The sequence below is a fragment of the Rothia sp. HMSC071F11 genome, from assembly GCF_001809115.1.
In the GTDB taxonomy this organism is placed as follows: Bacteria; Actinomycetota; Actinomycetes; order Actinomycetales; family Micrococcaceae; genus Rothia; species Rothia dentocariosa.
Genome location: NZ_KV795754.1, coordinates 26,438 through 45,215, shown reverse-complemented (window position 1 = coordinate 45,215; position 18,778 = coordinate 26,438). Strand labels below are relative to the sequence as shown.

The following is an 18,778-nucleotide window of genomic DNA, read 5'->3' as shown; positions in this document are numbered from 1 at the left end:
CGAACCTAGTTCAGCGAAAACGCCTGAGCACTCAGCCCGCCATCTACCGCAATGCTCTGCCCGGTAATGTAGTCGGCGCGATCGCTGGCGAGGAACGCCACGCACTCGGCAATATCGCGTGCCTGCGCGGGGCGAGCCATCGGCACGGCGCGCTGCACCGACTGGGTGAAGGTTTCAACTTCTTCGGTCATTGAGGTTTCAACGAGTCCGGGGCATACCGCGTTCACGGTCACCCCGCGTCGCGCCACCTCGATAGCCATCGCGCGGGTTATTCCTAAAATTCCGCTTTTCGCGGCGGAATAGCTGCCGGTTCCGGCGATTGTCCTCCCGGCGAGAATCGAGGAAATGTTGATGATTCGCCCAAAACGTGCGCGAATCATCGGCCCCAACGCCCGCCGAGAGGTACGAAAAACCGAGCTTAAGTTTGTCGAAATCGCCGCATCCCATTCGTCGTCGCTGAGCCCCGCAACCAGCCCGTCGGAACGAATTCCGGCGTTATTGACTAGCACGGTGACCTGCCCTAACGAGTCTTCGAGCGCATCAAAGGCGTCATCAACTGAGGTGGTGCTGGTGACGTCAATTTTGATGGGCATCGCTGACACGCCGCACTCGCGGATGCGCCCGGCAACCTCTTCGGCGCGCTCGATTCCGGTGGCGTAGCCGACGGCTATATTCCATCCGTCCTGCGCCAGTCTGAGCGCGATTTGTGCGCCAATATCTCCCGACGCTCCGGTGACGAGGGCGCATCCTGGGCGCTTCTGGTGTGTCATCTGACTCCTTAGGTTTGGTTCTTATGCTGCGGCGGGTTCACGGCGTATCATATGCCGTGGTACTTCGCCGCGCGGTGCTCAATAGCGTTACGTGGGATGCGTGAATGCGTGTTTCGCCCGTGTTTTAGGCGAAGGCGGCCTGCCCGGCGTCTGCGGGGGTGGGGTACTCGGAGTTGAGAACACCGATCTGGCGCAGCAGGCCGAGCTCATCGCGCCCGCCCCAGTGCTCGATTGCCTTGCCGTCTTCAACACGGAATAGGTGCAGGTGGTGAATCTCGAAGGGCTTACCGGTGGCGGGAATACCCATGAACTCGCCGGTATGAACGCCGCTGAACTTGATCACCATGGTGTAGTGCTGACCGTCCGCGCTTGCCACGATCTTCTGGGGCTTCCACGATGCATCGGAGAACGCCTGGTTCATGTATTTCGCGGTTGCCAGGTACCCTTCGGGGCCGCCGCCAACGCCTTCGCTCGCCTCATGATCGACGAAGTCGGGGTGAATGTATTTGCGGGCGGTTTCGAGATCCATGTTCGTGAAAATCTCAGCCACGCCGAGGGCAACGGTGCGCAGGTCTTCGGGCATCTGCGCCATCATGTCTTCGATAATATTTCCCCACTTACCCATGGGTTTTCCTTTCGTTGGGTGACCTGCCGGTCACGGGGTTTAAACTGTTTCCTCTGCCGGTGAGAGCAGGGGGTGCAGCTGTTTCACGCACTCTTCGGTTGTGGTGAATTCGATGGCATCCCACCCGGCTGCACGGGCGCCTTCGCAGTTACGCGCAAGGTCGTCAATGAGGATGCACTGCGCCGGGTTCACTCCGGCAAGTTCTGCGGCGTAGTCGTAGATACCGCGCTGCGGTTTGCGGTATCCGACCTCGAAGGACAGCACAATATCGTCGAAAAGATCGGGTTCGTTGAGCATGGCGCGCCAGTGGTTATCCCAGGTGGGCACCATATTTGAGATCAGCCCTACCTTCACGCCGTGCGCCTTGATTTCGTGCAGGTACGCCACCCAGGATGCGTTGGGCTCGCGGTCGCGGAACCAGTCGTCGGCGAGGGTGTCGAGCTGGAATGCCCCGCCGACCTGTTCGGAAATTTCACTCAGCCACTCTTTTTCGCTCATCAGAGGCGTATCGACGAGTTCCAACGGGTCGGTGAGGTTGTGGTTGCGGGCGACCGCCTCAAATCCCGCGCGCAGCTGGGACTCGGTGAGCCCGTATTTCTGGCAGAAGACGCGCATCGTGTGGCTGACCGGCGGGGTGAGTACTCCGCCGAAGTCCGTCCACACATATTTCGTGGTGTTGTATTCGGGCGACATAAAGGTCCTTGTCATCTAGCTTTTGAGCGCGAAATCCGCGATCTGCCGGTTATCTTGTTCAACCACGAATTCCCCGGGCGCGATTGCACGGATCTGCACGGGTGAATCGAGTTCTGCAAACGCCAGGAAGTTCCCGCGTATTGAGGAAATTTCGGGGGCGAGCTCGCTATCCGGGCGGGTTGCCAGGTAGAGCTGCCGTGCCGCCTCGGTCAAAATTTGCATGGTGATGTGGTCGTAGGCGTGGTCGAAAAGTGCCTTATTCGCCACGTTCGGGGTCACCTGCGCCGTCGGGGTTTCGGTGGTGTTCAGCTGCGAGATCACCACGTTGAGGGGGTTGCGCCTACCCACACGCTCGGGGGCGATGGGATCCTGCACGTCTGTGAAGGTCAGCTCGTGCAGGTTCGCGGTCGTGGGCGGCGGGGTGCCGCGGTATTCGCTGCGCAGCGCCTGCAATTGGTTTTTGGTGAGAATGCGCCCGCCGCTGAAGTGCTCGGCGATCACCCGGTTGCCCATGATGAGCTGCTGGTAGCACCGACCGGAGCGCGGGGCGCCACGCCGAATGGAGGTCCAGTCGAAGTAGTTGCGAATTAGCAGGTTGGTATCTTCGGGGTTTAGCGCGGCGATTTCATGCGGATAAATCGTGAGCCCAAACTCGTTGGAGATCAGGGTGTTTCCGGCGTCTACACCAACTTCGTGGGCGCTGGCAATTGTCGCCTGCCGCGCAATTTCGAGCAGCAGGAGCGCATCGGGGGTTCCTTCGGCATCGTTGTAGATGCTGTCGTGAAAGAAGCTGTGCGATGAGGGCAGCTGCGCCGCCACGAGCACATGCTGCGCGCTCTGCCGGCGAATATCCGTGAGGAAAACTTCGGAAACCGCCGCACGGTGTACCTTATGGCGATCGACGGTACGGTCATAGTGCAGATCTTCTATATCCGGGTCTATCGTGATAGTTTCGTCGAGCTCTGGTGCCGACTCGTATATGAGGGTCATTGCCCCCTCCTTTGGCTGTGGTTGGTGTATGTTGCACGTGGTTATGGGGTCCCGTGGGGCTTACTGCGTGCGGGTGAGTAAGCTCCTTGGGTGTGCGTTATCGGTGTTGTTATGCCCTGCCGCTGGATACGGGTAATATGGTGAAGATTCTCAATATCAAAAAGATATAAGTACGGTCACTGTGGTGTGAAGGTGTGATGATCCCTTGATATTCCTGCGGATTCACGATGGATGCGGGCTGCGAAAGACCGAAAGCGCAGCGCTTGTCTATCCCGGCATATACCTGGGGGTGCACCGCTGCCCGTGAGGTTGGGTCAGCGAGGATCTGAGTGTCGGAAGGCTTCGAGTGCTCAGGCAGCGCACCGCATCGTGCGTTATCTGGCGTCTGTTATGAATTCTGCTGATTTCGTCGGTGTTCATAGCGTTCATTCCTTTTTCATCCCTACCGTGTGGGTAGGAGATACCATCGGAACGCTTCGGAAGTTTAAGCTAGGTTCTGATGGTTGTCTGTGGTTGGTTGAAAAATATGTGCAGCTGGCCTAAGGCAGCTTAGCTGCGGGTTCTGGTTCTGGCGCGACCGCTCGTTCGACGGCGGGTTCGCCAGTTTTGGGAAGCACGGTGAAGACGGCAACAGCACCCAAAAGACCTACTGCCGCACCTACCCAGCACGCAGCGGCTACGCCTCGGGGCGATTGTGCCGTTGCGGTGGCGATTCCTATACTTCCCATCAGCGCGATACCCAGGGCGCCGCCGAGCTGCATAGCAACATCGGCAACCGCCGAGCCCGCGCCGGTTTGTTTCTTGGGGGTCGATTCAATGATCGAGTTCACGGAGGCCGGGGCGCCAAAACCTACGCCCAGGCCGAACGTGAAGAGCGCTATCATAACCTGCCCGCTCTTGGGCGAGGGGCTGATAGCCAGAAGCACCATGCCGAGGGCGACCATGAGAGGGCCGGTGGCTGAGACGGGACCCAGCCCGAACTTTTCGACGAGTTTGGGCGAGATCGGTGCCACAAGAACCGCCGAACACATGGCGAGCATATGCAGACCGGAAATAAAAGGGTCAAGCCCTAGGACGAACTGCAAATGCTGAGTCATGATGAACAGCCCGCCGAAGACCCCGAAAAATACCGAAGAGATCGTCAGCAGCGGCCCACCGAACCGGCGGTTACGGAAGACCTCATGGCTGAGCATGGGCGATGCGCTGCGGTGCTCCCACACGATGAAGATCAGGCTCAGCACCACACCCGCAATCAGCAGGGTCAGCGTCAAGCTTGAGGTCCAGCCTGCTTCCGGGGCGGCGATAATGCCGTACACCAGCAGGGCGGGCCCGAAGATCGAGAGGATCAGCCCGAAGAAGTCCAGGCGGGAAGAGTGCTTTTTTGAGGATTCCGGGGCGAGCATCAGGCATGCTAAGAATGCCACGGCAATAATAGGCACGTTGACCAGGAAAATTGATCCCCACGAAAAACTTTTGAGCAGCAGTCCGCCCACGATGGGACCGAGCGGAATACCCAGCGAGGACATTCCTACCCAAATTCCGAGAGCTTTAGCACGTTCATGGTCTGGAAAAATATCACGAATAAGTGCTAGGGTCGAAGGCATAATAAATGCTGATCCGAGACCCATAATTACTCGTGAAAAAATAAGTACTTCTGCATTAGTAGAGAAAGCCGCCAATATTGAACCAAGCAGCAAAATAAACATACCGGCTAGAAAACTTAGTTTATGTCCGATTCTGTCGGCAAGACCGCCAAAGAAAAGCAGCGGTGCGGCAAATGCAAGTGAATAGGCTGCAACAACCCATTGCAATTGTTCGCCCGTTGCCTGTAGTCCAGTCTCCATAGACGGTATAGCGACCGCAACAATGAGCGAATCCAGCCCGGTCACAACCAGCGCTAGGCACATAAACCCGAGGATGGCCCAGCGCTTGGGGTGGGGTGTAGTCACGCTCATTTTTGGTCCTTGAAGTGATTGGAAGACATAGCTATATGTAACAGTGATGTCTCAAGTATACAGTTCAAATTTGGTCTGTCAATCGTTTATTTTCACTATTTACACGTCAATTATTTATATATATTTATTGCCGCCCAAGAAACAAAATTAGTGTCGCTGTAAATTATTAAAAGAATTGAGAGAGTGAAGGTTTAGTTTTTATATTTTCCTTGTAAATACTTTCATCAAATTTCCCCGGCAATTATCACATAAACCTACCGCGTTGTGTTGAGCGCATAGCATAATCCCGTCCCGTTCACCACGGTCCGTTCGCTGTCTGCAGCGAAGGCGAGCACACGACGAGAACCCCTTGTGTGGGATGCGTTACGCTCCAAAATTTTCGGTGCCAACATGCGAACGGGTCGGTTTCACCAAAAATTATGGGAAAACCGACCCGCCCGCGTGTCGTATCGAATTCTGAGGAAGATCAGGTCGCAAAGCCGAGCTGATATACAGCAAAGACGTAGCCCTTAGTTACAGCCTAGTAACTCAGTCCTCCGGGAACCTCGTAGTCTTGTAGAGCGTATCTGTCAGACCAGATCCCGCATGATCCGATCGTCCCGCTGCCGCCCTCAATGACCACCGGGCGATGGTTGGTGTATAGCGGTTCAGGTGCTTGTCGGTCTTGGTGCCCCCCCCAAAGTCTTCAGCTCAAACTTCTTCGGTGTGGCTTTACCTCAGATACAGCAGGGTGACTTTCTAAAGTCTTGGTGAGGGTGAGCTTATGGGTTTAGTTCTCAGCCACCCCAACCCTATGCTCGTCAGGGAGGCTAAGAGGGTGACCAATTGTAGGCGGTTACTCCGGTGGTACGGTAAGGAGGCAACGGTTTCTCCTAGGGTGTGTTGATGGGTTAGTTGGTTTTATAGGATCCATCATATGTCGGCTGATGAGGAGCCGTTTGTTTTTCATGTGTGGTTAGAGGTGCTGACTAGCCTTATAAATAACGCTCTTTGAACAGTGGAGAACAGTGCATGTCGGAGTATGTATAATCCACATTATAAATATTAAAATACAAAAGTAGGCTACTCCTACCTAAAAGACTTAGGTGGAGATAACCTACTTTTCAAAAATATTTAACTTATATTAAAAATATTAATACTATATGAAGCACCTGAATATAAATTAATTATTCATCCTTCATGAAGGCCATAAATGCAGGACCATCAAAGAAAATGGTCGACGCTACAATTTTACCATCTTTTACGGTAAAAAATTCAGGAACCTCAAAAATTCGCGTGGCACCGGCAGGAGATTGCGCGGTGTAACATGCTATGACGGCTGCTTTATCTCCTTCGGTAATAAGCTGAGAAAGCTCAACTTTTGTGGTAGCATCATAGAAACTTCCCGCACTTTGAAAGTATTCGTCTTTGTTGAGTTTTTGTTCTGTAGTGTTGAAGCCGTAGGCCATAGTATCACTAATGTAATCCTGCCAGTTTCCGGCATGGATAGATGCAAAATAATCCAAAACGGTCTGCTTGGTAGTCATTCGTTTAGTCTCCTCACTAAAATATAACAGACGAAAAGATGTGGTGTGGGCAACCCACCCACTTAACCATAACAGATATATTCCCGTTATTAGGGTAATAACTACATATATAATTCACCTAAACCTTTATGCACCTAAATCCGGTGCACTTTGCGGCGATCGACCGTACGGTCATAGGCAAGATCCTCTGCAGCATAATCGATAGATAAAGCTGTCGGCTATAAGTGCTTGATCCAGGACTTCTGCGGTGGGGTGAGAGTCACGAACGCTGTCGGCTAATCCGCCAAAGAAAAGCAGCGGTGCCGCGAAGGCGAGTAAATACGCCGCCACAAACCATTGCAGCTACTCACCGGTGACCTGCAGCCCTACCTCCCCATCGGAGGGGGTGGTGGCCGCGACAATCAGGGAATCTAGGCCCGTCACCACGAGCGCAAGGCACATAAATCCAAGGATTGCCCAGCGTTTGGGATGCGTTACGCCCCAAAATTTTCGGTGTGTCTGTCTGCTATGTACCACGAAGCGGGGGAGAAACAGACCGAAGTCTGTTCCTCCCCCGCTAGAATCTATGGGCTCATAGTGAGTGTTTCTGGAACCTCATAGTCTTGTAGAGCGTATCCGTTAGACCAGATCACGCACTACCTATTCTGAGTAGCCAGTCAGGGGTCTCCACCGATTCGGAAGCTTTGGAGCTTTTCCCCAAGAACCCATCATGGTAGGCAACCCCGACATCGTACCGCACTGAATCTTATGCTTGGGGAAGCGAAGAAAGATACATAGCCCTTTCCTCCTCCCTGCGCCTGTACAGCCCCTGGATGAATTCTCCGCCAGCGTGCGAGTATTGCAGCATAGCATCCGCGGCAGCCTGATAATTTCCCTGGTTCGTGAGTTCGAGAACATCACTCGACTTAAAGGTACCCGCGCCCAGGTTGAAGGTGAATGACACGAGCGCGTCGTATTGCTTCTGAGTAATTTCACGAGTAACGGCAGAATTCACAACGGCTTCGGTAGGCTTCAAATCTGCGCGAAGGATCTCCTCCCCTTCTTCTTCGGTGATATGCTGCCCCTCATAAACGGGGTATTGCTCAATGCTGGGCGCATAGGCTGAATGCCCGTAACCGATCGTGAGAACACCCGCCACATCGTAGTAGGCGTCGCCCCTGAACCCTTCTTTCTCTTTCAAGAAGGCAATTCCTTCAGGTGATATCTGATGCATTGGTATCAACTCCTCTGAAGAATAATTACGATTTCATTAAGAGGTTCCGGTCCCCACCGTAACTAAGGATTCAGAGTCATACAAGAGGTATGACAGACAGTCTTCTGCCGTGACGCTCGAACTCGCAGTTGTGCCAGAGTGTGTTTTTAATCAAGCTCCCCGCTGGCAATTAACTGTTCACGTACCTTGCGGCGCAGAATCTTGCCGAGCATCGACCGGGGCAGATCGTCCACCGCCATAACCCTGCGCGGCACCTTATAGCGGGTCACGCGCGCATAGCAGTGCTCGCGCAGCGCATGTTCATCAACCGCATGCCCTTCGGCGGGAATCACGGCGGCGACCACCATCTCTCCCCCGCTGGCCTGCGGGATGCCCACAACCGCCGCATCCGCCACGGAATCGTGCTGTTTCAGGGCGGTTTCCACTTCGGTGGGCGAAACGTTGAACCCGCCGGTAATGATGACTTCCTTAATGCGATCTACGATCTGAATGAAGTAGTCTTCGTCCAGGCGCACAATATCGCCGGTGCGCAGCCAGCCGTCAGCCGTAATGGTTTTCTGCGTGTCTTCTTCGCGTTTCCAGTACCCGGCGAAACACTGCGGGCCGTGAACCCACAGTTCTCCCTCTTCACCGAGCGGCACATCCTGAAGGGTTTCGGGATCTACCACGCGAATATCGGTCGAGGGGAAGGGAATACCGATTGACCCGGCGCGGCGCGTATCGTTGAGCGGATTGCATGAGACGAGCGGCGCACACTCAGTCAGCCCGTACCCCTCAACCATGTACCCGCCGGATGCGTCCTCCCACTCTGCCACCAGCTCGGGTGGCAGGTTCATGGCGCCTGAAACAGCATAGCGAACGCCCTGCAGCGAGATGCCCTGCTCTTTGGCGACATCCATCAGGCGGCGGTAGACCGGCGGTACTGCGGGCAGAATCGTGGGGCGGGTCTTCTTCATCGCCTTAGTAATCAGGCCCATATCGACGGTTGGGAAGAGCACCAGCCGGGCACGGCACAGCGCCGCAATCGTTACGCCCAAGGTCATGCCGTAGGCGTGGAAGAGCGGCAGCACCGAGTAGATGCTTTCGTCGTCGCCGGGCTGAATCCAGGCTTCACCCATGCGCCCGTTCGATTCGAGGTTGCGGTGGGTGAGCATCACGCCCTTGGGTAGCCCGGTGGTGCCGGAGGTGTACTGCAAGAGCGCTACGTCGTGAGCGGTGGGCCGTTTAAAGTCGGGGTCGATCGGCGGGCTCTTGAGCAGCTGCGCCCAGCTTGTGGTTCCGGGGGCGGCTCCTTCAAGTTTTTCGCGGGATTCGCGCGCCTTTTTGACCGGCAGTTTGAGCGCCGCGCGGGTGAGAGCGGGCATCGCTTTGATAAGGTTCACGGCGTAAATATGCGCCGGTCTAATATCGTCGGGAAGGCCCGTAATATGCCCAGAAATCTTATCCCACACGATGGCGGCCTTCGCGCCGTGGTCCTCGAACATATGCCGGAGCTCGGCGCCGGTGTAAAGGGGGTTATGTTCCACGACGATCGCGCCCAGGCGCAGAATCGCGTAGAAGGCAATAATATGCTGCGGGCAGTTGGGCAGAATCAGGGCGACCCGATCCCCCGCCTGCACCCCGGCCAGGCGCAGCCCTTCGGCGGCGCGGTCGATATGACTGCCAAGTTCGGCATAGGTGGTGGTTGCACCGAAAAATTCGAGGGCGACCTTGTGGGGAACCTCGCGGACAGCATCGTCAATCAGGTGGCTCAGCGAGGTTTCGGGCAGGTGAACGTCTACGGCGACGCCGGGTGAATAGTTTTTGAGCCAGGGGCGATGCGCCAGCGGGTTCTGCCCGGAAGCGGCATCAGGCGTAGGTTGCGCGGGTGCGGGTCTTTGAGATTCCTGCGTGGAGGCTTGGGCATCCTGCGGATGCGAGTCGTGATATTGCGGGTCAGTCATGCTTCGATTGTGCCTGCTGAGAGTGTTTCGCTCAACCCGCGACGCGCTTCACGCATCCATTCTGCGTTCGTTCCGCGAGCAGATAGTATTTCGACGAGAAGATAACGGATTGCTATCTTCTCGTCGAAATACTATCTGCTCGCGGCGGAGAGATCTTGTAAGCTCCCAAAGCTCCCTTAGTTATACATGCCATACAAGTCTTGCGCATAGTATAAGGAGTTAAGGATTGCGCCAAGAAGTTCCCATTTTATCTAGCTCTGTCTCTATATCTTGGCCATATTGTTTCCATAGAGCGGGCTGATTAATCTTCAGTGCTTCAACGCCACGATAGACACGCTCATCATCCAATCCCCATTCAGGTTTTGAGGAAAGGCCATCTTTTAATGCTTGCTGATGAATTCGACTTACTATAGAAGGTAATATCTGAATAGAACGCATCATAAGATGCTGCTCATCCTGTGAAGAAGTTTTCGAAACACTTCCCAGAGTCTCTACTATCAATGCAGCAAGCCACGTAATAGTATCTGAATATCGAGAGTTATCCCATTCTCCCAAACCATAGAATAGGCCACCACCATACATTCCATTGGCTAAAGAACTCAGGAGAGTGTATTTATATCCTTTCGGAGAGTCACTCTTCATATTGTTATTTGCAATATTCTCCAAGCTTCCTAGAAGAACACCCGTCAGAACATTGGCTTTAAAGCCACCATATTGGGAATCCTTTAAAACCGGCAAACCAGCATAACCTATTAGATAGCTAGACAGCTCAGGAATACTCCTTACAAGCTCGCGATAGAATTGAAGCCCTTCTCCCTTATCGAGACAAAATGCAGACTCAGGATCTGTGTACACTTCAGCAAAACTACCATAAGGCACATCTAGATTTTTCTGCTGTAGCCTTTCGATAAAGGATTCTAATTCACGTTCACTACAGTTTCCCCGAATCCTGCATCGTTCCAGCAAGCTACCCTTAATGCACTCCACACATACCTCCGAGAAATTATTTTTGGGTAGCGGAGTAACGGGATTACTCCAATATAACCGGGCAAGTTTATCCCTATCAGAACCCTCTGGCCACTTCCGAATTTCCCGACCGAAAAGAGTAACCATTTGACGATTCCGAGATTCCACCAAACGTTCCATGAGATGCTCTAACCTCTGGTTGTATACAAACCCTTTTATCTCATCAAGAACTTTCTGAGTGTCTTCACTCCCTTTCTTACCAAGTTTCCATAAACCAATAGGGATAGCTACAGTAGCGAGGAAGGAAAGAAAAGCTATAACGATGGTAATAAAAGCAAAGGTAAATGCTGGTTCACTCCAGTCCCACCATTTCATAGATTCTCCTTATCTGTAAATTTAAACCATGTATTGAGAATAGCTTAAACGCCGTATAGTTGCAACCATAACCTAACAGACCCATAAACACCATATTTAAACCAAAACATTTTACAGCCTCAAATCCGCAGGCACAGGGAATTTAGTCGGAATATCGTCAAGGATTCGGAATACCTACAAATCTGGGATCGTCAAGAAAGCAGCCCATAACTTCAGCATCGCAGTATATCTGCACAGCGATTTTGAGATACCTCCGAAGCACCATTAAATGCGGGAATTCATGCCGCTGAATGCACCAAGCTAGAAAGTCTTTGTCCCTTTTCAGACTATTACATGTACGACATTCCGCTACCATATTGTCGCCAGAATCATGCCCATTGCGAGATCGTGGAATCACATGATCAAAAGTTATTCTTTCCGAGCTTCCGCAATATGAGCATATATGTCCCCGATGGAATTTTACTTTTTCGTCATCAGAGAATGACTCCATCGTCATAGTTCCATCCAACAGTCCCTTTTTGTACGAATCATATGCGCTGTTTTCTTATACTTTCCATCTCTACACTTCACAGCATAATGGGCCGTTGCCATGTTTTACAGACGAATAGTAAAGAAAATCCCTGCACCGTCCCCTCGCTGCGCACGAACTTTCTCATATTTCTCCTCTGCCCTCTATCGAATGACATTCCGGTCTAACTCTCCCCTCCCATACCACCACGTATTCCAGAAGCATCTCGATATACAACGACGTACACCACATGCATCAGCACACATCGCAATGTTACGGTGGAAAATATGAGTGAGAAGTCTTTCGGCAATAATCCCACACACCAGAATTCGAGCTCGCAGATCTCAGCAGCAGGCACCGCACGCCCGGCTCTTCCCCTCCGGAAACTCTATGGCATGCGTTTGGGATTAGCAGGTATAACGCTTGCGCTCATGGTTCAGACTTTTCTTGCCATCTTTTATCCGAGTTCTCTCAATTATTTCCCGGTATATACATCATCACCTATCCTCGTTACTGTGCTCTACTGGGCTCTGCAGATCACCGCGACAGTATTTTATCTGCGGTCACGATATCTAGGGTTTATCCTTGGAGCCAATATCGTAGGTGCGCTGCATCATGGGATTGACCTCCTCATGCTTATCTTCTTAGGGATTCTGTATCACCCGAACGGTATCGGTCATTATCTCGAAGGTGCAAACGCTGTATATATAATTGCTTACTGGCTCGAACAGGCTGTTACCCTCATCGACTTTACGCTCTGCATTGTCTTTATCACCGTGCTCGTGCGTGTGTTTTCTCGCCGCCGCCAGAGCACAGTTCAGTTCTAGCACCTAGCCCAGTTCCCTGCGTTCAAGCCCTAGTTGAGGGCACTATGCAGCAAGCCTGCATCCGGTGGGGCCTTTCTGAGATACTAGGTGTATGAGCAACAGGCATGACATTACCGACGAGCAGTTTAAAAAGCTGCTCCGAGAAATCTCGAAACGCTTCGCCATTCTGGGCGGCATCGTGATTCTCATCGGCTTAGCGATTATCCTCATCATGTACTTCTGGATGGGAGGGACTCACTCATGAGCAAGCCCAACCGCCAGAACCTCAGCGAGGCTTTTGAACGTATGACGGCGGGCAAAGCCTACCGCTTTACCGAGGAGAATAAGCAAGTCGGCGATTCCATCTACCAGGCGGTCAAATTTTTCGAGCAGTACTATGCGCGCGGCGAGCACGCCCACGGCATGCATGTACTCCGCGACTACTTGGGCAGCCTGGGTGAGCATACCCAGATGCGCCCGCCGGTTGCCTTCGATTTTGGAGTCAATACCCATATCGGCAAGTATTGTTTCTTCAATTTCAACACCACGTTCCTAGACGTAGCCCCCATTACCATCGGCGACTATGTGTTCGTCGGCCCCGGCTGCCAGTTCCTCACCCCCACCCACCCGATTAATGTTCAGGATCGCATCAATTTTTGGGAGGGCGCCCTGCCGATCACGGTGGGCAATAACGTGTGGATAGGCGGCGGAGCCATTATTCTTGGAGGCGTCACAATAGGCGAAAACGCGGTAATCGGGGCGGGGTCTGTGGTCACGAAAGACGTTCCCGAGAACACGATCGTCGCCGGTAATCCGGCGCGCATTATCCGCACGATTGACCCGCAACAGCGACCGGCGCATCCGCACCAATATAGCGAAGAGGAAATGACGCAGGCGCAGGAGTTTTATGCGCGCCTTGAAGCTGATAACTTTTAATATCGCTCAACTTCCGACCCTTAAACTGAGCGCCACAAGCGCCACGGTTTTTATGAGCATATATAGATAAAAATTCTCAGATGCCAACCACCGATATGGAGGAGACCATGACATCTACCCCAAAGAATACCTCAGGTCCCCATCGCAATACCCCTGCTGAAGAAAATACCGCTCACGCGAAGAATAAAACGAACCAGAGTGAGCTTCGGGAGAACTCTCATGACGCATGGGACGCCGCTTTTGAGAGCGACGACCCGACCGTTGTGCTCTCCCCCAAGGATGTACCGGTCGATGATATAGCCGAAGAGAAAACCCGTCCTCTCTCTGCCGCCGACCAGCGGAAATATCTTGAGGAAAGCTCTTCAACCGCCAATGCGCAGGTGAAGACTGATGCGGGTACCGCCAATGATCGTTCGCGCGATGGCGATTCTTCCTTCGGCTGGTTAGAAGATTCCGACGAGTCTGCCGGCAGCGACTCCGTGGATCAGCTGCGCCCCGCCGTGCCCAGCAGCATGGTTACCTACAGTACGGAGGCGCTTCCCCCGCTCCCCGAGCATCCCACAACGCCTAGGGAAGGCGGCGACAGTGATGCCATCGTAGCCGTGTCCGCTCCTTCCCCCGCGCAAAATTACCTCATAGAAGACGGTGAAGATACCGACGAGCACGCCCCCATTCTCACGGCGGCAACTGCATTCGAGCTTCAGAAAGCACGCTACGGACGACTTCAGGTTATCCCCGGGTTGATGGGCTGGTTCGCCGCAATGGGTGTTTTGCAGTTTTTGCTCTGGGTTACAGCGATTGTGGTCGAGGCTAATCACGGCACCCCCTACGATTCCATGGCTCCTATTGTGCGCGGGTTATTCTCGGGGAACGATGCACTCGCTCTCTGGCAGGGTATCGGAACCGGTGCCGCGTACCTGGTGGCGTACTGCATCGGCGGGTATGTGGCTGGTCGCATGGCGCGGTTCTCCAGCGCAAAGCAGGGCATTTCGGTGTGGCTGTGGCAGGTCATGATCATGTTTGCGGCAAGCCTGCTCACCTATTTCACGCCCCAGGTTTTCCAGGGAGGCTCCGCAAACCTTTCCGTGCAGTGGTATACGCAGCACGGTACGGCAAGCGCTATTCTTTCGGTTGCGTTGGTTCTCTGCATCACCTTCATCGCCTCGGTTCTGGGCGGCCTGATGGGCGGCATCTATCACCGTCGTGTGGAACGCTATGCACAAAACTATGTGGACCAGGAGTTATAACGCTTCAGGCATATAACCCATAGGGAATATAGCGATCGGGGCAGGGTTTCGTGACGACATGAAAACCCTGCCCCCATTTTTGTGTGCACGATATGGCTATATGCCAACTCGGGAATATTCCAGAAACAGAATATGCGTGGTTCAAAGACCCCCCCCAAATACACTAGGGCGCCGAAAGAAGAGAATCCTTCGGCGCCCTTGAGCGTTACTGTACTTGTAAGCGCTACATATCCAAAAGCATAGCGGGCTCTTCAAGAATCGCGGCAACATCCGCCATGAAACGCGCCGAGAGGTCGCCGTCTACCACGCGATGATCGAAAGAACCGCCCAGCGTGGTTACCCAGCGCGGAATAACCTCACCATCAACCACCCAGGGCTTCTGCTTAATCGTGCCGAAGGCAACGATCGCCACCTCGCCGGGGTTGATAATCGGGGTCCCTGTATCGATACCAAGCGAACCGATATTCGTAATCGTCAGGGTTCCATTCGCCATCTCGGCGGGCTGGGTCTTCCCCTCACGGGCGCGAGTCGTCAGGTTATTCAAGGCGATCGCCAGCTCACGCAGAGAGAGCTCCTGCGCGTCCTTGATATTCGGCACCATCAGCCCGCGCGGGGTCGCCGCCGCAATACCCAAGTTCATAAAACGCTTGATCTGAATCTCGCTGTCCGTCCACGTAGCGTTCACCTGGGGGTTCCGTTCAGCCGCCCAAATCACGGCGGCGGCAAGCACCAGCAACGGAGTTACCTTCACACCCTCGAAATGGCGCGACTTCTTCAAACGCTTGATAAATTCCATGGTGCGCGAAGCATCCACGTCCACGAAAATCGACACGTGCGGGGCGCTAAACGCCGAAGAAACCATAGCCTTCGCGGTTGCCTTGCGCACCCCACGCACCGGAATATGCTGCATGCGGTCGCCCTGTGCGGACGGGGACTCCCAGAAACGCTGGCTCGTGGACTCCTGCACATCGTTAAGATGCGCCACATAGTTCAACAGGTCTTGTTTCGTCACCTGTCCGCGCGAGCCGGTGGCGGTCACATTCGCCAGATCGACGCCCAGCTCCTTTGCCGCCAACCGCACAGGGGGCGCAGCCAGCGATGGGCGATGCGGCACCGGCCCCTGCGTCGGCTGTGCGGTTACGACGGACCCCTCAGCCCCGCCTTGGAAACGCTGCACCACCGTATTGAACGGGCTGTTTTCCACGAATTTGGAGGCGCGTTCGGCAAGCTCGCTGAAAAGCCCCTGATTGCGCGGCTCGGGTGACGAGGGGGTATGCGCCACCGGCATCTCCTGAGCGGGCGAAGCCTGGACCTGCGGCGCGGCATGCTGAGCCGTTGCGGATGCGGGGCGCTTGCGGGCGCGGCGTTTCACCGAATCGGCCTTGGGTCCCGAACCCACGAGTGCCTGGTTACCGCTCTCATCCTCATCAGCGGATGCGGCGAGCGCATCCTGCGGTTTGTCTGCGGTGGATGCGGCACTGCCGGAGATCGCGATAATAGGCGTCCCGACTTCGATCGTCTCGCCCTCGCTCACCAGAATCTTCTCCACGGTGCCGGTGTAGGGCGAGGGCAGTTCCACAACGGATTTTGCGGTTTCGATTTCGACGAGAACATCATTGATGCTGACCTCGCTGCCAACGCTGACTTTCCAGGTGAGGATCTCAGCCTCGGTAAGACCTTCACCTACATCGGGGAGATTAAAAATCTGGGACATTTTATGCCTTTCGCTAGGGAATATAGCCTGTCGGGAATATTCTTCGCGGGTTATATAAGGAATATGGAATATACGGGTTTAGTATTCAAATGAGCGATCAACGGCTTCGAGAATACGGTCAATATCGGGCACATATTCGTCCTCCGTGCGCGGTACCGGGTACGGAATATAGTAACCGCCCACACGCAGCACCGGAGCCTGCAGACTGTAGAAGCAGCGCTCGGTGATCGCGGCGGCAAGTTCGCCGCCCATGCCCCCGAAGGTCGGCGCTTCGTGGGCAACAATCAGGCGCCCGGTCTTCACCACGGATGCGGCGACGGTGGGCACATCCATCGGGGAGATCGACCGCAGGTCAATGACTTCAATCGAGCGCCCATCTTCGACGGCGGCCTCTGCGGCGGCGAGCGCTACTGGCACCAGCGGACCGTATGCCACGATGGTCGCGTCTGTGCCTTCGCGCACCACCTGCGCCTGGAACGGGTCAAAGTCGGTGTCTGCAAAATTCACCTCGCCCTTGAGCCAGTAGCGGCGTTTGGGCTCGAAAATAATCACCGGGTCGTCGCATTCAATGGATTTGCGGGTCATCCAGTAGGCATCATGCGGTGAGGACGGTGTTACGATGCGCAGCCCGGCGGTGTGCGCGAACAGCGCCTCGGGCGATTCTGAGTGATGCTCGACCGCCCCGATTACACCACCGTAGGGAATACGTATCGTAACCGGAACAACGTATTTTTTGTCGCTGCGGTTGTGGATTTTGGCGAGCTGGGTGGTGATCTGGTTGTAGGCGGGGAAGACGAACCCGTCGAACTGAATCTCGGCTACGGGCCGATAGCCGCGCATCGCCATGCCGATGGAGGTACCCACAATACCGGCCTCTCCGAGGGGAGAATCCATCACGCGCTTCTGCCCGTGCTTCGCCAGAAGCCCTTCGGTTACGCGGTATACGCCGCCGAGTTTGCCGATATCTTCACCGATCAGCACGACTTTGCGGTTATCTGCCATCGCATCGTCGAGGCCGCGAGTGATCGCTTTCGCCAGGGTTAGGCGCTCAACCTGTGCATTCTGCTCGCTCATTCTTAGTCCTCCTCGAAACCTGCGACGTAGTTGCGGTAGAACTCGCGTTCTTCTTCTACCTGAAGGTGTTCTTCGGCGTAGGCGCGGTCGAAGAATCGGTCGAATTCATAGGGTTCGGAGGCAATCGCCGCCTCGCGTACTCCGGTGGCAAGCTCTTGTGCTTCTTCGGAGAGTTTTTCGAAGAAGGCATCATCTGCGTGCCCGTTCTCGCGCAGATGTTTTTCCAGGCGAATCAGCGGGTCTGCGTTCAGATACTGCTGGAGTTCTTCGTCGTCACGGTATTTGGTGGGGTCGTCGGCGGTGGTATGCGGGCCCAGGCGGTATGTTTCTGCTTCGATCAGTACGGGGCCTTCGCCGCGGCGGATTTTATCAAGCGCGTAGCGGGTGACGGCGAGGGTGCCGAGCGCATCGTTGCCGTCAACGCGCAGTCCTTCAAAGCCGTAGCCTTGGGCGCGGGTTGAGATGGGCACGCGCGACTGCACGTCGAAGGGTACCGAAATAGCCCAGCGGTTGTTTTGTACGAAGAAGAGTACGGGGGCATCGTAGGATGCGGCAAAGACCATCGCCTCGTGGACTTCGCCTTCGGTGGAGGAACCGTCGCCGAAGTAGACGCCGACGGCGGGTTTCACGGTGTCATTCTCGGGGTTGGTGGCCTGCCCTTGGCCTGTCTGCAGCTGCCCGGTTTCCACCGCAATATCGGCATCAAAGTTCAGGCCCATAGCGTAACCGACCGCATGCGTAACTTGTGCGGCAAGCACTTTGGTGTAGACGTGGAAGTTATGTTTTTTAGGGTCCCACCCGTGGGTTTGTGAACCGCGGAAAATCGTGATGAGTTCGCGAAAATCTACGCCGCGGGCGAAGGCGACCGCGTGTTCACGGTAGGAGGGAAAAATATAGTCGTTGGGGGCGAATGCCAGTGCGGAGCCGATCTGCGCCGCTTCCTGCCCGCGACTGGGCGCCCATAGAGCCATTTGCCCTTGCCTCTGAAGTGCCGTTCCTTCGTCATCGATACGGCGGGTGATGTACATCAGGCGGTAGGCTTCGCGAAGCTGTTCTGCGTCTACGTCCTGCACATAAGAGCTGAAGGTGGGGTTCTCGTGCACCTTGCCGTTCTCATCCATCAGCTGGATGCGTTCGGGTACTCCCGGATATTTTTCGTTCTCGTGCATCAATCCTCCACGCAGATACGAGCTGTCCTTCACGCCGGGCGTGCGCAGAGAGTTTCTGCGCGCGGGGCGGAAGGCTTGGGCATATTTCCTCTTATTTTACTCGCTTAAGAACGAAGTGAAGGTTGATTGTGCGGTTTTCTATGCTTTCCTTCTGGCGTAATGCACCGTTTCTGTGTGCATGTTGATTCACGGAATACTTACGTGAGCGAGGAGCATTCTAAGTGTTGTCGCCGAGAACCCACACGGTCTCTTCCCGAGCCCTCGGCGA

The 18,778-nt window shown here is 54.6% G+C and carries 17 protein-coding genes; 4 read left to right on the top strand and 13 right to left on the bottom strand.

Annotated features, from left to right (window positions below):
* Nucleotides 1-5 precede the first annotated feature (5 nt).
* The 10 genes from HMPREF2554_RS04345 to HMPREF2554_RS11985 all read right to left on the bottom strand — a co-directional run bounded on the left by HMPREF2554_RS04345 (nt 6) and on the right by HMPREF2554_RS11985 (nt 11,546).
* A complete protein-coding gene (locus HMPREF2554_RS04345; RefSeq protein ID WP_048754943.1) occupies nt 6-770 on the bottom strand; it encodes an SDR family oxidoreductase in 765 nt (254 codons plus the stop codon).
* A 124-nt stretch (nt 771-894) separates the two neighbouring features.
* Nucleotides 895-1,395, bottom strand: a complete 501-nt coding sequence (locus HMPREF2554_RS04340) for an ester cyclase (RefSeq protein WP_070554164.1) — start codon at nt 1,393-1,395, stop codon at nt 895-897.
* A gap of 39 nt (nt 1,396-1,434) precedes the next feature.
* Nucleotides 1,435-2,088 (bottom strand): HAD family hydrolase, encoded by a 654-nt coding sequence (locus HMPREF2554_RS04335; protein ID WP_246826001.1) that lies wholly within the window; start codon nt 2,086-2,088, stop codon nt 1,435-1,437.
* A gap of 15 nt (nt 2,089-2,103) precedes the next feature.
* On the bottom strand, nt 2,104-3,078 hold the full coding sequence (locus HMPREF2554_RS04330; RefSeq protein WP_070554160.1) for an AfsA-related hotdog domain-containing protein: 975 nt from the start codon (nt 3,076-3,078) through the stop codon (nt 2,104-2,106).
* Nucleotides 3,079-3,617: 539 nt separating this feature from the next.
* A complete protein-coding gene (locus HMPREF2554_RS04325) occupies nt 3,618-5,033 on the bottom strand; it encodes an MFS transporter (RefSeq protein WP_070554158.1) in 1,416 nt (471 codons plus the stop codon).
* 1,166 nt (nt 5,034-6,199) lie between these two features.
* Nucleotides 6,200-6,559: a nuclear transport factor 2 family protein gene (locus tag HMPREF2554_RS04320; protein WP_070554156.1), complete on the bottom strand. Its 360-nt coding sequence runs from the start codon at nt 6,557-6,559 to the stop codon at nt 6,200-6,202.
* A 745-nt stretch (nt 6,560-7,304) separates the two neighbouring features.
* Entirely contained in the window at nt 7,305-7,739 is a 435-nt protein-coding gene (locus HMPREF2554_RS04315; protein ID WP_246826000.1) for a lysozyme, read from the bottom strand.
* Between the two features lie 179 nt (nt 7,740-7,918).
* Entirely contained in the window at nt 7,919-9,715 is a 1,797-nt protein-coding gene (locus HMPREF2554_RS04310; RefSeq protein ID WP_246825999.1) for a long-chain-fatty-acid--CoA ligase, read from the bottom strand.
* A 219-nt stretch (nt 9,716-9,934) separates the two neighbouring features.
* The gene (locus HMPREF2554_RS04305) at nt 9,935-11,056 is read right to left on the bottom strand and encodes a hypothetical protein (protein WP_070554150.1); all 1,122 of its coding nucleotides are present in this window, start codon (nt 11,054-11,056) and stop codon (nt 9,935-9,937) included.
* A 157-nt stretch (nt 11,057-11,213) separates the two neighbouring features.
* A complete protein-coding gene (locus HMPREF2554_RS11985; RefSeq protein ID WP_210396018.1) occupies nt 11,214-11,546 on the bottom strand; it encodes an HNH endonuclease in 333 nt (110 codons plus the stop codon).
* Between the two features lie 305 nt (nt 11,547-11,851).
* On the opposite strand from HMPREF2554_RS11985, the gene HMPREF2554_RS04300 reads away from it, so the two are divergent.
* The 4 genes from HMPREF2554_RS04300 (at nt 11,852) to HMPREF2554_RS04290 (ending at nt 14,553) form a co-directional block, all read left to right on the top strand.
* Nucleotides 11,852-12,391 (top strand): potassium channel protein, encoded by a 540-nt coding sequence (locus tag HMPREF2554_RS04300; protein WP_246825998.1) that lies wholly within the window; start codon nt 11,852-11,854, stop codon nt 12,389-12,391.
* Nucleotides 12,392-12,482: 91 nt separating this feature from the next.
* Complete coding sequence (locus HMPREF2554_RS11540) at nt 12,483-12,635, top strand: hypothetical protein (RefSeq protein WP_004005629.1); 153 nt, start codon at nt 12,483-12,485, stop codon at nt 12,633-12,635.
* The gene (locus tag HMPREF2554_RS04295; protein WP_070554146.1) at nt 12,632-13,306 is read left to right on the top strand and encodes a sugar O-acetyltransferase; all 675 of its coding nucleotides are present in this window, start codon (nt 12,632-12,634) and stop codon (nt 13,304-13,306) included. Before HMPREF2554_RS11540 ends, HMPREF2554_RS04295 begins: the two co-directional genes overlap by 4 nt.
* Before the next feature lie 107 nt (nt 13,307-13,413).
* Nucleotides 13,414-14,553, top strand: coding sequence for a voltage-gated chloride channel family protein (locus HMPREF2554_RS04290; protein WP_246825997.1), 1,140 nt, complete (start codon nt 13,414-13,416; stop codon nt 14,551-14,553).
* Nucleotides 14,554-14,776: 223 nt separating this feature from the next.
* Here the strand turns inward: HMPREF2554_RS04290 and HMPREF2554_RS04285 are convergent, their stop codons facing one another.
* The 3 genes from HMPREF2554_RS04285 to HMPREF2554_RS04275 form a co-directional block, all read right to left on the bottom strand.
* The gene (locus tag HMPREF2554_RS04285) at nt 14,777-16,267 is read right to left on the bottom strand and encodes a dihydrolipoamide acetyltransferase family protein (RefSeq protein ID WP_070554142.1); all 1,491 of its coding nucleotides are present in this window, start codon (nt 16,265-16,267) and stop codon (nt 14,777-14,779) included.
* A 78-nt stretch (nt 16,268-16,345) separates the two neighbouring features.
* On the bottom strand, nt 16,346-17,341 hold the full coding sequence (locus HMPREF2554_RS04280) for an alpha-ketoacid dehydrogenase subunit beta (protein ID WP_070554140.1): 996 nt from the start codon (nt 17,339-17,341) through the stop codon (nt 16,346-16,348).
* A gap of 2 nt (nt 17,342-17,343) precedes the next feature.
* The gene (locus tag HMPREF2554_RS04275; protein WP_070554137.1) at nt 17,344-18,510 is read right to left on the bottom strand and encodes a thiamine pyrophosphate-dependent enzyme; all 1,167 of its coding nucleotides are present in this window, start codon (nt 18,508-18,510) and stop codon (nt 17,344-17,346) included.
* Nucleotides 18,511-18,778 lie beyond the last annotated feature (268 nt).

What these genes read in the sequence shown, in the direction of transcription:
- HMPREF2554_RS11540 (WP_004005629.1), top strand. Translation starts at nt 12,483, where the DNA reads ATGAGCAACAGGCATGACATTACCGACGAGCAGTTTAAAAAGCTGCTC.
- HMPREF2554_RS04335 (WP_246826001.1), bottom strand. Translation starts at nt 2,088, where the DNA reads ATGTCGCCCGAATACAACACCACGAAATATGTGTGGACGGACTTCGGC.
- HMPREF2554_RS04310 (WP_246825999.1), bottom strand. Translation starts at nt 9,715, where the DNA reads ATGACTGACCCGCAATATCACGACTCGCATCCGCAGGATGCCCAAGCC.
- HMPREF2554_RS04305 (WP_070554150.1), bottom strand. Translation starts at nt 11,056, where the DNA reads ATGAAATGGTGGGACTGGAGTGAACCAGCATTTACCTTTGCTTTTATT.
- HMPREF2554_RS04295 (WP_070554146.1), top strand. Translation starts at nt 12,632, where the DNA reads ATGAGCAAGCCCAACCGCCAGAACCTCAGCGAGGCTTTTGAACGTATG.
- HMPREF2554_RS04320 (WP_070554156.1), bottom strand. Translation starts at nt 6,559, where the DNA reads ATGACTACCAAGCAGACCGTTTTGGATTATTTTGCATCTATCCATGCC.
- HMPREF2554_RS04340 (WP_070554164.1), bottom strand. Translation starts at nt 1,395, where the DNA reads ATGGGTAAGTGGGGAAATATTATCGAAGACATGATGGCGCAGATGCCC.
- HMPREF2554_RS04345 (WP_048754943.1), bottom strand. Translation starts at nt 770, where the DNA reads ATGACACACCAGAAGCGCCCAGGATGCGCCCTCGTCACCGGAGCGTCG.
- HMPREF2554_RS04330 (WP_070554160.1), bottom strand. Translation starts at nt 3,078, where the DNA reads ATGACCCTCATATACGAGTCGGCACCAGAGCTCGACGAAACTATCACG.
- HMPREF2554_RS04280 (WP_070554140.1), bottom strand. Translation starts at nt 17,341, where the DNA reads ATGAGCGAGCAGAATGCACAGGTTGAGCGCCTAACCCTGGCGAAAGCG.
- HMPREF2554_RS04325 (WP_070554158.1), bottom strand. Translation starts at nt 5,033, where the DNA reads ATGAGCGTGACTACACCCCACCCCAAGCGCTGGGCCATCCTCGGGTTT.
- HMPREF2554_RS11985 (WP_210396018.1), bottom strand. Translation starts at nt 11,546, where the DNA reads ATGGAGTCATTCTCTGATGACGAAAAAGTAAAATTCCATCGGGGACAT.
- HMPREF2554_RS04290 (WP_246825997.1), top strand. Translation starts at nt 13,414, where the DNA reads ATGACATCTACCCCAAAGAATACCTCAGGTCCCCATCGCAATACCCCT.
- HMPREF2554_RS04275 (WP_070554137.1), bottom strand. Translation starts at nt 18,510, where the DNA reads ATGCACGAGAACGAAAAATATCCGGGAGTACCCGAACGCATCCAGCTG.
- HMPREF2554_RS04300 (WP_246825998.1), top strand. Translation starts at nt 11,852, where the DNA reads ATGAGTGAGAAGTCTTTCGGCAATAATCCCACACACCAGAATTCGAGC.
- HMPREF2554_RS04285 (WP_070554142.1), bottom strand. Translation starts at nt 16,267, where the DNA reads ATGTCCCAGATTTTTAATCTCCCCGATGTAGGTGAAGGTCTTACCGAG.